This is a genomic window from Desulfuromonas sp. CSMB_57 (assembly GCF_020194955.2).
Classification (GTDB): domain Bacteria; phylum Desulfobacterota; class Desulfuromonadia; order Desulfuromonadales; family Syntrophotaleaceae; genus JAFCIY02.
Window position 1 is genome coordinate 1 of sequence record NZ_JAFCIY020000045.1, and the last position, 12,866, is coordinate 12,866.

Below are 12,866 nucleotides of genomic sequence, written 5' to 3' on the forward strand. Positions count from 1 at the left end.
TTCATCGCGATCAAGGACTTGAACATGACGGTGGACGTCGGGTTGGTGGTCGGAGTGGCGGCAGCCAGAACACCGAAGGGCTCGGCAATGTACTTCACGCCTTCCTTCTCGTCGATAACGCCGACGGACTTCTTGTCCTTGAAGTACTCGTAGACAACGTGGGCGCCGAGATGGTTTTTGATGGCTTTGTGGTCGGCGCGGCCGATGCCGGTCTCTTCAACAGCCATCTCGCCGAGCTTCACTTCGTTGGCGACGCTGGCGGCGTCCATGGCGGCGCAAATCTTGTCGACCTGCTCCTGGGTGAAGTTCTTGGTTATGTCCGCTGCCTTACGTGCCCGCGCTACCAAATCATTGATCTTCTGTTCTACTGACATACCTGATCCTCCTAGTTGTGTGTTGAACACTCACCTTACCCGACTTCCAGACAACACGCGTGAAATGGCCCCACGCCCGAAACAAAGCAGGCAATCCGGGACCATTTTGGGTTCGATTAATCCGAAGATGCAAGGGGCCGCCCCATGCGCAGCGATTGGTGACGAAGGAATCCGTACAGCCACGCGCAACAGGGTTCGAATGAGCCATATGCTCAATTCAACAAAGGTCGTCCGGGCCCATCCGCCAGCCTTCCGCGGGCGCCCGTTCGGACCGGAAACCTTGGTAGTTATAACAGGGTTTTGGACCCCTTGCAAGTAAATAATCGGAGCAAAATTCTGCTTTTCTGGGCGTCAACCGGCAACCGCCCATGCCCCTGCCAGGCCCTCGATGAGCGTATCGGCTGAGACACAACCAGCGTGTCGGCCCTCCCACCGCAAAAAAATGCGCGCCGGTCAGGAGGGAAAAACCGGGCGCGCCAAAAATTGAGGAGACTGCGGAGATGCTCAGAAGCGACCTCATGGTTCAACAATAGCATCCCCGGTGACAATGGCAAGGGGCACCACCGTCAAGGCATGCCCAGGAAACGATCCGGAGTCATTTTTGTGCAATCGCGTCAAACTTGCATTTTTCCATGCAGAGACCGCATTTGATGCACCGGGTCTGGTCGATGACATACACCTCCTTGGGTTTGCCGCTGATGCACTCCACGGGACAGACCTTGGCGCAGAGGGTGCAACCGACGCACTTTTCGGGCAGGATGACGTACTGCAGCAGCGCCTTGCAGACCCCGGCCGGACAGCGTTTTTCCACCACATGGGCCAAATACTCGTCCTCGAATACCCGCAGGGTCGACAACACCGGGTTCGGCATGGTCTGACCCAGGCCGCACAGGGCGGTATCCTTGATCTGACGAGCCAGAGTGGCCAGCCTTTCGATATCCTCTACCACTCCCTGCCCTTGGGTGATGCGTTCGAGGATTTCCCAAAGACGCTTGGAACCGATGCGGCAAGGCGTGCACTTGCCGCAACTCTCATCCATGGTGAAATCGAGGAAAAATTTGGCGATGGCGACCATACAGGCATCTTCATCCATGACGATCATGCCGCCCGAGCCCATGATCGATTCCCGCGCAGCGAGGTTTTCATAGTCGATGGGCGCATCCAGATCCTTGTAGGTCAGTACCCCGCCCGACGGCCCGCCGGTCTGCACCGCCTTGAACGCCTTGCCGTGGGGGCAGCCGCCGCCGATATCGAAGATGATTTCCCTCAGGGTGATGCCCATGGGCACTTCAATCAAACCAACATTGGTGATCTTGCCCACCAGAGAGAAAACCTTGGTGCCTTTGGCCGTTGAAGAACCGATGCCGTTGAACCATTCCCCGCCCTTGACAATGATGGCCGGGATGTTGGCCAGGGTTTCTACATTGTTGACCACCGTCGGCTGCCCCCAATAGCCGGCTTCAGCCGGAAACGGCGGCTTGGTATAGGGCTCGCCGCGATTGCCTTCGATGGAGCGGATGAGTGCGGTTTCCTCGCCGCAGACAAAGGCGCCGGCGCCGTATTTGAGTTCCACGTCGAAATCGAAGGTGCTGCCGAGAATGTTGCTACCAAGGAAACCGTAATCCCGCGCCTGTTCGATGGCGCGCCGCAGGCGCTTGATGGCCAGGGGATATTCGGCGCGAATATAAACCACTCCCTGGCTGCCGCCGATGGCATAACCGGCGATGATCATGCCCTCCAGGACCGTATGGGGGTCCCCTTCCAGAACGGCGCGGTCCATGAAGGCTCCCGGATCGCCCTCATCGGCATTGCAGACCACATAGCGGCGGTCCCCCTGGTATTTGGCGGCGAAGCCCCATTTTACCCCGGTGGGAAAACCGGCGCCGCCGCGACCGCGCAGACCGCTGTTGGTCACTTCCGCGATCACCTCGGCCGGCGTCATGCCGTCCAGACATTGGGCCAGGGCCTGATAGCCGCCCGCCGCAATATAGGAATCGATATTTTCCGGGTCGATGAACCCGGAGTTCCGGGTTGCTATGCGTAACTGTTTTTTGGCGGTCATGGCAGGCTCTCCTTTTGACGGCCAGGGTCCGGAGAAAGGAAGGTTGGGTTGGGGTGCTCGGCCAATAGTATACCGCATCCAAAGCCGCCGACAGGGCTTCTCCGTCGAAAAACCTGCTTTTGACGCAAAACCGAAGCTGCCATGTCAAAGGATGGGATCGGCGATGACATCCTCCCCGGTGCGGGCCCGCAATCGCTCGCGCTCAGCCTCGGCGGCCCGTTGTTCCTCGGCGCTGACCTTGCCGCCCACCCACCGATCCAGCACCAGGGCCGCGACCAGATCGCCGGCCACATTGATGGCGGTGCGACACATGTCGAGGATCCGGTCCACGCCCATGATCAGGGCAATGCCGGACGGCGGAATCCCGACGGAACCCAGCACCATGGACAGCACGACGATGCCCACACCGGGGGTGGCGGGCGCCCCGATGGAAGCGCCGACGGCGGTCACCACAATCAAGGCCATGCCCGGCAAGGTGATATCGATGCCGTAGACCTGGGCCAGGAACAGGGCCGCCACGCCCTGATAGAGAGCCGTGCCATTCATGTTGATGGTGGCGCCCAGGGGAATCACGAACTGCGCCACGGAGGGCCGCACTGCCAAACGATCCTCGGCGGTTTTGATGGACAGGGGCATGACGGCCGCGGAACTGGAAGTGGAGAAGGCCAGCAGCAGCACCTCTCGCACCGCCTTGAGAAACACCAGCGGTGAACGCCGGGCCAGAAGCAGCAGCAGGAGCATGTAGACCGCAAACAGTACCAGCAACCCCAGCAGTACCGTCGCCACGTAAACAGCCATGCCCAGCAGGGCATCCAGCCCCAGTTTGGCGGTCAGCTGGGCGAGCAGTCCGAAGACCGCCACCGGCGCCAGCAGCATGGCCCAACGCACCACCGTCATGCAGACCGCCTGCAGGGAGCCAAGCAGTTCCAGCAGAGGCTTGGATTGCTGCGGCGGCAGCATGACCAAGGCGACACCCACCACCATGGCGAACACAACCACCTGCAGCATGTTGCTTTCTGCCATGGAAGAAAGCGGATTGGCGGGCAACAACGTGATCACCATCTGTGGCAGATCCCGCAAATCGACCAGGTCCCGCGCCTCTGCCGCAACGGCCGGGGCGGGGCGCGGCAACGGCAGGGTCTGGCTGTCGACAAACCGGCCCGGTTGCACCAGGCTGGCCACCAGCAGGCCGATAACGATGGAAAGGGCGGTGATGGCGAGAAAAAAACCTACGGCGCGACTGCCCATGCGGCGTAACTGTTCAAAATCTTCCGTGGCAGCCAGGCCGCGAATAATGGAGGCAAACACCAGGGGGATGACGATCATCTGGATCAGGGCCAGAAACAACCGACCCGGCAGGGCCAGCCAGTCGCCGAGGGTGGCGGCGGAAGCCGGATCCAGCCAGCCGACGGAGGGCCCCAGCAAGACCCCGACCGCCACCCCCGCCGTCATGCCGATAAGCACCTGCAACCACAAACGGCCACGCACCAGGGCCTGCAGGGAATGGGCCAGATGTTTCAGAGAGCGGGGATGGAGTACTTCCAGGGGTACGAAAGGAACCGAATGGCGCTGCATCACGGCCTCCTTTTTAGGATTCAAGATTTCCAACCAGAAGGGGATGCGGGTCAGCCTTCAGCCGCACCGGTCCCATCCCGGCCCCAGACCGGATCGTCCTGAAACTGGGCCCGCAGGCGTTCTTCCGGGACCTGTTCGAAAAATTCCTCGGGACCGAAGCAGTAGCGATAATCGGCCAGATATTGCAACACCAAGCGGTAAGCAGCATTCAGTTGCCGAATTCGCTCCGGATCCTGCCCGCCGGCATCGGGGTGGCAGCGTTTGACCAGCCTGCGGTAGCCGGCCTTGACCTCCCGCAAGGTAGCTCTCTGTCCGAGCTCGAGGACTCGAACAGCTTTTTGTAATTCAGCCAAAGTCATGATTATCCCCTTCCCGGTCGAGCGGACAAGTTCACGTTGCCGGAGCGCGCAAACGCTCTGCCTGTCACAGCGTCAACAGGTAATCCTCCAGTCGATGGCAACCGGCGATAATACGCGGAAACAGTTGCCCCGCCAGTTCATCGGTCATGGCCGCCGACCCCGGCCAGGATTGCAGCGCTGCCGCGCCGTCATAATCGACCGGCGCCACCCGCACGCCCAGGGCGGTAGCGGCCAAATAAAAATCGACCCCCGGCAACACGGCCACATGAACCTGCTGCAGCAGTTCGTCACACAGCCTCTGGCCGGTAAGGATGCCCTTTTTCCGCAGTCGATCGCGCTGGTTCTGAAAATCGGGAAACAGATAAAACGCTCCCTCCGGACGCGGGCAGTTGAGGCCCATGGTTAGCAACCGTTGGTACACATATTCGCACACATACCGGTGAATGTCACAGGTGCGGCGGACAAAGGGGCGCACGGCCTCGAAATTGCCGTAGGCTTCCAGGGCCGCATACTGGATGGGGGCGCTGACGGCGCTGAAGGTCTCGCTGATGACCGACTGCAAGGCCTCCAGGACCAGCCGCAACGGCTTGGGCACCAGCAGCACTCCCAAACGGTAGCCGCCGGCCGCAAAGGACTTGGACAATCCGCCCGATACGATGGTGCCTTCCGGATAGTAATGAGCCATGCTGGCGTGGGAGCGGTCGGTGAAATTAAGCATGGCGTAGATTTCATCGGAGATCACCAGCACCTGGTAGGCGCGGCAGATCTCCGCCAGCTCCTCCATTTCGCTCTGCTTGTAAAAGCCGCCGGTGGGATTGTTGGGATTGTTGAGTATCAACAGCTTCTGGCACTGGCCAAGGCTGTGGCAGGCCCGGTCCAGTTCATCCGCCTGCAGCCGATAACCGTTTTCCCGTTGCGTGGCAATGGGCACGATTCCCTTGCCGCGCAAGGCCGCCTGCGGGCCGTAACTGACCCAGCTCGGCGCCGGCACCAACAGCGGCCCCTCCACTAGGTAGATGGTCTGGAAGATCAGTTCCTTGCTGCCGGGCCCGATGCAGACATCCTCGGCCGAATAGTCGAAATTGAATTCCCGGCGGTAAAAACTCGCCACCGCCCGGCACAACTCGGGCAGTCCGCGGGTCGGCAGATAGTCTTTCTGGTGGACGTTGCGACGCAACGCCTCCTGCAAGGACTCGGGCACCGGAAATGGCGACTGGCCAAAACCGAAATGGAAGATGGTTTGGCCTTTGCGTCGCAATTCCAGGGCCTTGCGGTTAATAGCCAGGGTCGCGGACTCGCGCAGACTGAGAACCAGGGGATTGAGTGCCGGAAACATGGCCGACTCCTTTTCTCGGGTTGCCGCACAAACGGACCAGGGTCACTGCCAACCGGCGAGTCCGTCTAAGGGACTGTGTCCACCCGGCAGACGCTCCCGCAACCGCCTTCATCGCCCGGTGCGCAGATGCAGTTCCATGGGATGCGGGTGCAGGTACAACTGTTCAGCCAGGTAGGGCGGACGGTATTTGCGAACGAAATGGTTGATCAGGGTGATGGGAATGTTGATGGGGACCTGGCCGTGGCGATATTGCTCGATCAGTTCCAGCATTTCCTGCTTTTCGTCCGCCTCCAGATGCTTTTTGAAATACCCCATCAAATGCTGCAGAACATTGACATGTTTGGCGACGCTGGGTAGTTGCCGAATCGCCTTCATGAGCAGCTGCTGGTATTCCGGAAACAACTCCGTCCCAGTCAATTGCCCGGCCCGCGCCACCAGCTTGCCCATCTGCCGCGCCAGTTCCACGTTATGGCTCATCAACAAATATTTATGCCGGGCATGAAAGTCGACCAGATGCGCAGCGGCCGGACTGATGCTTAACATCTGCCGCCAACGCTGGAAAGTAAAGATCGCTTCAATGAAATTTTCCCGCAGCCGCGGATCGTTCAAACGACCGTCCTCCTCAACCGGCAGCAGCGGAAAATGCTCCATGAACAGGCCCGCGAACAGGCCCACGCCGTTCTTGTTGGGAATGCCGTTGCGATCGTAGAGTTTGACCCGGGCCATGCCGCTGCTCGGCGAACGCCCTTTGAAAACAAAACCGCACAACCCTTCCTGCTCGAGTTCGGCCAGGCGTGTTTGCGCCCAACGTGTCATGGCATCCGTCACATCCTCGCCGCTCCCGGAGAAAACCAGTCGCTGGGCGCCCGGCTCGCCCACCAGTCGCAGGGTCGGCCGGGGGATGGGCAGCCCCATTTCCACTTCGGGACAGACCGGCACCCAATCGACATAGCGGCCAAGGGTGTCGCGCAGGAAGCGATCCAGTTGATGACCACCGTCGTAGCGCACATTGGCGCCGAGCAGACAGGCGCTGATGCCGAGCCGAATCTTTTCCATATCCTGCCTTTCTTTGCGGCCGCCTGCAACGGGCGGCAAGGAATATGCCGTGTCGCCGCCGAATGCAAAAAGATATATTTCCGACCCCGGCGTATTAGGGTACATTCTAACAGAAACCCGTCACGGCAAAAGCGACCGGAGGAGAATTCATGAGCAAGCCGGGAAAACGAAGACCTCGCCCCCCTTCAGATCGAAACCACCAAAAACCGGTGCGTCGAAAGCTGCTGCCCAAGACCTCTCACAAGGCCGGCTTGCCCCCCGGAACCCTGCTCCATATAGGAGAAAAGCACCCCTTTGAGGTGCAACTCCAGCTCATAGATTATGGTCCTGACCACCTTTGTGAACAGATTTTGGACAATCCTGAGGATTGTCGCACCTTTCTCCACAGCCCTTCCGTCAGCTGGATCAATTTCGACGGAGTCCACGAGACGGACCTGCTGCAGCAAGTCGCTGCCCTGTTCAACCTGCACCCGCTGGTTCCGGAAGATATCGTCAACACCACCCACCGTCCCAAACTGGAAGAATTCGACAACTATCTGTTCGTGGTTCTGAAAATGCTGCATTACGATGCCGAGCAGGTCAACATCCGCCTGGAACAGGTCAGCCTGGTCCTGGGACCGGGCTTTGTGCTCTCCTTCCAGGAACAGCGGGGCGACGTCTTCGACGGGGTGCGCCAACGGCTGCGCAACAACAAGGGCCGGCTCCGCAAAATGGGTTCCGATTACCTGGCCTACGCCCTTTTGGATGCCGTGGTCGACAGCTATTTTGCCATCCTGGAAAACCTCGGCGAGCAGATTGAATGGCTCGAAGACGAAGTCATCAATCGGCCCACCCCGGAAACCCTCTCGCAAATCCACCATTTCAAACGGGAAATGATCCTGCTGCGCAAGGCGGTCTGGCCCCTGCGGGAAATCATCGGCGGCCTGCAACGTCTCGGCCCGCCCCTGGTCCAGAACAGTACCGCGCTCTACCTGCGCGACATCCACGACCATACCGTTCAGATCATCGATACCATCGAAACTTTTCGCGACATTCTCTCCGGGCTGCTGGATCTTTATCTGTCCAGTATCAGCAACCGCATGAATGAAATCATGAAAGTGTTGACCATCATCGCCACCATTTTCATTCCCCTCACCTTCGTCGCCGGCGTCTACGGCATGAACTTCGAATTCATGCCGGAGCTGCATTGGCCTTGGAGCTATCCTGTACTGCTGCTGCTCATGCTGGGCATGGCCGGCGGCATGATGATCTTTTTCCGCCGCAAAAATTGGCTCTGAAGGAAAAAACGCGCAATTTTTCCCAGGCGCCGGTGCGGCTGCCTGGCTGCGGTTTTTAAACGCTGACTGTGAGTGAATGGGGTTATGGATTGGCTGGTTCTGGTTACTTTCATTCTGGTCTATCTCGGCATGATCCTAGGCGGCTTGCCCGGCTTGGCTCTGGATCGCGCCGGCTTGGCACTGCTCGGCGCTTTGCTGCTGATCATCACCGGCCGTTTGGATCTGAATCAGGCCTGGGCAGCAGTTGATCTGCCGACCATGGCCCTGCTGTTCGGCCTCATGATCCTGTCGGCACAGTTGCGCCTGGGGGGCTTTTACACCCGCCTGACCCGGGGCATGGCCGCGGCCTCCTTGGGGCCGCAACGCCTGCTGGCGGTGCTCATCATCGTCGCAGGAGCACTGTCGGCGTTGCTGGTCAACGATATCGTCTGCCTGGCCATGGCACCGATTCTGGTTGAAGGCTGCACCCGGCGGGCCCTCAACCCCCGCCCCTATCTCCTGGCCCTGGCCTGCGCCGCCAATATCGGCTCGGCCGCCACCCTCATCGGCAATCCCCAGAACATCCTTATCGGCCAGGCCCTGCAGTTGTCCTTTGTCGGGTATCTGGGCATCGCCGCTGTTCCGGTGGCCCTGGGCTTGGCGGCCACCTGGTGGATTATCGCTCGTGGATATCGCGGTTGCTGGCACCTGGAGCTTCCGACCGGCGCCGTGCAGGCACCGCCCTTCAGTTCCTGGCAGACCGGCAAAGGTCTGCTGGTGCTGCTGCTGGTGACCGGCGCCTTTCTGGGGACGGCCTGGCCACGGGAGTTGGTGGTCCTGGCCGCCGCCGCCCTGCTGTTGACCAGTCGCAGCACCGCCTCCGGTCGCCTGCTGGCTCTGGTCGATTGGCAACTGCTGCTGCTCTTCATGGGCTTGTTCGTCATCAACCAGGCCCTGGCGGCGACCGGTCTCCCGACCCGATTACTGGCCGACCTGGCCGAGGGGGGCTTGCATGTGGGCCGGCCCCATTGGCTGTTTCTGCTCACCGCCGGTCTCTCCAACCTGGTCTCCAACGTGCCGGCGGTCATGCTGCTGCTACCCGCCGCCGGCCATCCCCTGGCGGGACCCATCCTGGCCCTGTCCAGCACCTTGGCCGGCAACCTGCTGGTGGTGGGCAGCATCGCCAACATCATCGTGGTGGACCAGGCAGCCCGCCTGGGCAGCCCCATCGGCTGGCGCGATCATGCCCGCATCGGCATTCCCGTTACCCTCCTCAGCCTGGTCTGTTGCGCCGCGTGGCTGTGGCTGGTCATGCATGTCAGCAGCAACGGATAGACCGGCAATCGGTTATTGCCGCGAAGCTTCCACCCCGGCCGAAAGGATTTGGCATGAACCAGGTTTCTCTTTTGCGCCGGCGCGCCCTGAACGCCGGGCCCATCCACGCGGATGGCGCTTTTGTGTTGTACTGGATGAATGCGGCGCGACGCTGCGGCTGGAACCATGGCCTGGAGCATGCCGCGGATTGGGCGCGGCGCCTGGCCAGGCCCTTGGTCATTCTGGAGACCCTGTCCTGCGATTATCCCTGGGCCAACCTGCGCCTGCACCGTTTCGCCCTGCAGGGCATGGCCGACAATGCCCGACGGTTGGCCACCAAGCCGGTCATCTATCATCCCTTTGTTGAAGACCGTCGCGGGCAGATCCCCGCCCTGCTGCGGGAATGGGGCGGGGCCGCCTGCCTGGTGGTCACCGACGAATATCCCCTGCGCTGGCACCGGCAACTGCTGGTCCGGACCGCCGCCCATCTAGCCGTGCGCTGCGAAGCGGTGGACAGCTGCGGACTGCTGCCGCTGCGGGCCACGGAGCATGATTTTCCCAGCGCCTATGCCTTTCGACGCTTTCTGCAGCGCGAATTGCTGCCCCACCTGCTGAGCCCGCCTGCCGCGGATCCCCTGGACGAGGCCGGGCTGGCCGTGTCGGACCCGTTGCCGGCATCCCTGGCGGAAAACTGGCCGGCGGCTGCAGCGACGCTGCTGGCCGGCGATGAGCGGGCCATGGCGTCCCTGCCCATCGACCAGCAGATACCACCCGTCGCCACCAGAGGTGGCGCCGACGCCGCCGACCAGTTGCTTGAAGGCTTTCTCGGGCAGGGACTGGATGCCTACCAGTCCCTGCGCAACCAGCCGCAAGCAGCGGTCACCAGCGGTCTTTCGGCCCACCTTAGGTGGGGACACATCTCCAGTCACGAAATCGTCCTGCGCCTGCTGACCCGGGAACAGTGGAGCCCGGACCGCCTCGCCCCTGACAGTCGCGGTCGGCGCAGCGGCTGGTGGGGGCTGAGCGGCAACGCCGAAGCTTTTCTGGACCAACTGGTGACCTGGCGGGAACTGGGCTACAATTACACCCAGCATCACGACGACTATGACCGGTTTGACGCCCTGCCCCCATGGGCGAGGCAGACCCTGCAAAAGCATGCCCGGGACCCTCGTCCGGAACTTTACTCGCCGGAGGCCCTGGCGGCGGGCCGTACTGCCGATGGGCTGTGGAGCGCGGCCCAGGGGCAATTGCTGCGGGAAGGACAGATCCACAATTACCTGCGCATGCTGTGGGGCAAGAAGATCCTGGAATGGAGTCCCGATCCGCACCAGGCCCTGGAAGTCATGATCGATCTCAACAACCGCTTGGCCCTGGATGGCGGCGACCCCAACTCCTACAGCGGCATCGCCTGGTGCCTGGGACGCTTCGACCGGCCCTGGGGTCCGGAACGACCCATCTTCGGCACGGTTCGTTACATGAGTTCACGCAATACCGCCCGCAAGGTGGCGGTGGACCGTTATATCCAAGAATATGGGGTGGACCGGGAAGCACCCTGATCGGGTGGAGCAACAAGGAAAGGAGGCAGAAATGTCGATCCAGGAAAAACGCGTTGCAGTGCTGGTGGAGGATCTCTACGAGGACCTGGAACTCTGGTATCCCGTATTGCGGCTGCGCGAGGCCGGCGCCCGAGTCCAAATCGTCGGTCCCCGGCACCAGGAATACCGTTCCAAGCACGGCTACCCGGCTACGGCCGACACTGCCATGGACGAGGTACGAGGCGAGGATTTCGATGCCGTCATCATTCCGGGGGGCTATGCTCCCGACCGGATGCGGCGTTTTGCGCCCTTGGTCGCCCTGGTGCGCCAGGCGGCCCAGGCCGGGCGGGTGGTGGCCGCCATCTGTCATGGCGGCTGGATGCTGGCGTCGGCGGATGTCGTCCGGGACAAAACGGTGACCGGCTTTTTCGCCATCCGCGATGACCTGGTCAATGCCGGCGGCCGCTATGTCGACCGGGAAGTGGTGCGGGACGGCAACCTGGTCACCTCGCGTCGCCCCGAGGACCTGCCGGCATTCTGCCGCACCATTCTGGAGGCCTTGGCGGAAGCCTGAGACGATCTGCGGCGTTACATGAAGCCGAACTTTTTCATGCGATAGCGAAAAGCGTCGACACCGAGGCGCAGCAACCGTGCGGCCCGCGACTGGTTGCCCTCGGCCATCTCCAGGGCCTGCCGGATCAGTTCCCGCTCCACCTCTTCGATGTCGATACCGTCCGGCGGCAGCTGGAAATTGAGCGGCCCGAAATTACCGCCGACCGACTGGCCGATCAGTTCCCGCGGCAGATGTTCCACCAGCAGCATATCCTCGCATTCGAGAATGATGGCTCGTTCGACGGCATTTTTCAGTTCCCGGATATTGCCCGGCCAGGCATATTCCAGGAGAATTTTCTGGGCCATCTTGGAAATGCCGCGGACCTGCTTGCCGAATTCGGTGCTGAACTGGGCGACAAAATGCTCGGCCAGGGGCAGAATATCGTCCCGGCGCTCCCGCAGCGGCGGCAGGATAATGGGAATCACGCCGATGCGGTAATAGAGGTCGGGACGAAAGGTCTTTTCCTCCATGGCCTGCTGCAGGTTGCGGTTGGTCGCCGAGATGATGCGCACATCGACCGTGATATCGCGGGTGCCGCCGACCCGGCGGAACGAGCGTTCCTCCAGAACCCGCAGCAGTTTGGCCTGCATGGCCGGGTCCATGTCGCCGATTTCATCCAGGAACACGGTACCGCCGTCAGCCAGTTCGAAAAGCCCCTTCTTCAGGGCCTTGGCATCGGTAAAAGCGCCCCGCTCATGACCCAGCAACTCGCTTTCCAGCAAGGTCTGCGGCACGGCGGCGCAGTTGATGGCCATGAAGGGCTGGTCGCGGCGGGCGCTTTGGCAATGGATGGCCCGGGCAATCAATTCCTTGCCGGTGCCGCTTTCCCCCTGTATGAAAATGGTGCTGGCATCGCTGCCGGCCACCTTGTCCACCATGGCGAGCACCTGACGCATCTCCCGACTGCGGGCGACAATGACCGGTTTCCCGGTCCGCGCCACCTTCTGGGAGCGCAGCTGTGCCACCTCGCGCTTGAGCTCTTCCGTTGCCAGCGCCCGTTTGACGGCCAGCAGGACCTCATCGCCGGACGCCGGCTTGCGCAGATAATCGCCCAGCCCGCTGCGCAGGGCGCAGGCCGCCCGCTCCGGCAAGTCGCGGCCGGTCACCACGATGATCGGCACTTCGCCGTCGATGCCGCGAATCTGCTCGAACACTTCCCAGCCGTCCAGATCCGGCAACTGCAGATCCAACAGCAGCAGATCGGGCTGCAATTCCTCAAACCGATCCAGCCCTGCCTGCCCCGTATCGGCCAGCAGGATCTGGTAACCCGCCCGGGCCAACCCGTCCCCGAGTTCCCCGCTCCACTGCGGATCTTCATCAACAATCAGAATTTTTGCCCGTCGCTCCACTCTCGGTTTCCGTCCCTGTTGCGGGTTGCCTTCCGAC

Annotated in this window: 10 protein-coding genes and 1 pseudogene; 4 read left to right on the top strand and 7 right to left on the bottom strand. The window is 61.5% G+C overall.

The features are described 5' to 3' along the window. The 6 genes and pseudogenes from JQN68_RS12395 to JQN68_RS12420 form a co-directional block, all read right to left on the bottom strand. Positions 1-374 (bottom strand): annotated as a pseudogene (locus tag JQN68_RS12395) (acetaldehyde dehydrogenase); the annotation flags it as partial. 595 nt (positions 375-969) lie between these two features. Further along, the gene (locus JQN68_RS12400) at positions 970-2,436 is read right to left on the bottom strand and encodes an NADH-ubiquinone oxidoreductase-F iron-sulfur binding region domain-containing protein (protein ID WP_225072439.1); all 1,467 of its coding nucleotides are present in this window, start codon (positions 2,434-2,436) and stop codon (positions 970-972) included. A gap of 144 nt (positions 2,437-2,580) precedes the next feature. After that, positions 2,581-4,011, bottom strand: coding sequence for a dicarboxylate/amino acid:cation symporter (locus tag JQN68_RS12405; protein ID WP_225072440.1), 1,431 nt, complete (start codon positions 4,009-4,011; stop codon positions 2,581-2,583). A 50-nt stretch (positions 4,012-4,061) separates the two neighbouring features. After that, positions 4,062-4,370, bottom strand: coding sequence for a J domain-containing protein (locus JQN68_RS12410; RefSeq protein ID WP_225072441.1), 309 nt, complete (start codon positions 4,368-4,370; stop codon positions 4,062-4,064). Positions 4,371-4,434: 64 nt separating this feature from the next. Beyond that, positions 4,435-5,706 carry a pyridoxal phosphate-dependent aminotransferase gene (locus JQN68_RS12415; RefSeq protein WP_225072442.1) on the bottom strand — a complete coding sequence of 424 codons (1,272 nt, stop codon included), beginning with the start codon at positions 5,704-5,706 and terminating at the stop codon, positions 4,435-4,437. A gap of 108 nt (positions 5,707-5,814) precedes the next feature. Next, positions 5,815-6,762 (bottom strand): YbgA family protein, encoded by a 948-nt coding sequence (locus JQN68_RS12420; protein ID WP_225072443.1) that lies wholly within the window; start codon positions 6,760-6,762, stop codon positions 5,815-5,817. Between the two features lie 209 nt (positions 6,763-6,971). Between JQN68_RS12420 and corA the strand changes: the two genes are divergently transcribed. From corA to JQN68_RS12440, 4 genes are all read left to right on the top strand, one after another. Further along, complete coding sequence (corA, locus tag JQN68_RS12425; protein ID WP_225072500.1) at positions 6,972-8,039, top strand: magnesium/cobalt transporter CorA; 1,068 nt, start codon at positions 6,972-6,974, stop codon at positions 8,037-8,039. An 84-nt stretch (positions 8,040-8,123) separates the two neighbouring features. After that, positions 8,124-9,353 carry an SLC13 family permease gene (locus JQN68_RS12430; RefSeq protein ID WP_225072444.1) on the top strand — a complete coding sequence of 410 codons (1,230 nt, stop codon included), beginning with the start codon at positions 8,124-8,126 and terminating at the stop codon, positions 9,351-9,353. A 53-nt stretch (positions 9,354-9,406) separates the two neighbouring features. Then, positions 9,407-10,888 carry a deoxyribodipyrimidine photo-lyase gene (locus tag JQN68_RS12435; protein WP_225072445.1) on the top strand — a complete coding sequence of 494 codons (1,482 nt, stop codon included), beginning with the start codon at positions 9,407-9,409 and terminating at the stop codon, positions 10,886-10,888. Between the two features lie 31 nt (positions 10,889-10,919). After that, on the top strand, positions 10,920-11,441 hold the full coding sequence (locus tag JQN68_RS12440; protein ID WP_225072446.1) for a type 1 glutamine amidotransferase domain-containing protein: 522 nt from the start codon (positions 10,920-10,922) through the stop codon (positions 11,439-11,441). 14 nt (positions 11,442-11,455) lie between these two features. Here JQN68_RS12440 and JQN68_RS12445 read toward each other — a convergent pair whose 3' ends face one another. Then, a complete protein-coding gene (locus tag JQN68_RS12445; RefSeq protein ID WP_225072447.1) occupies positions 11,456-12,829 on the bottom strand; it encodes a sigma-54-dependent transcriptional regulator in 1,374 nt (457 codons plus the stop codon). Positions 12,830-12,866 lie beyond the last annotated feature (37 nt).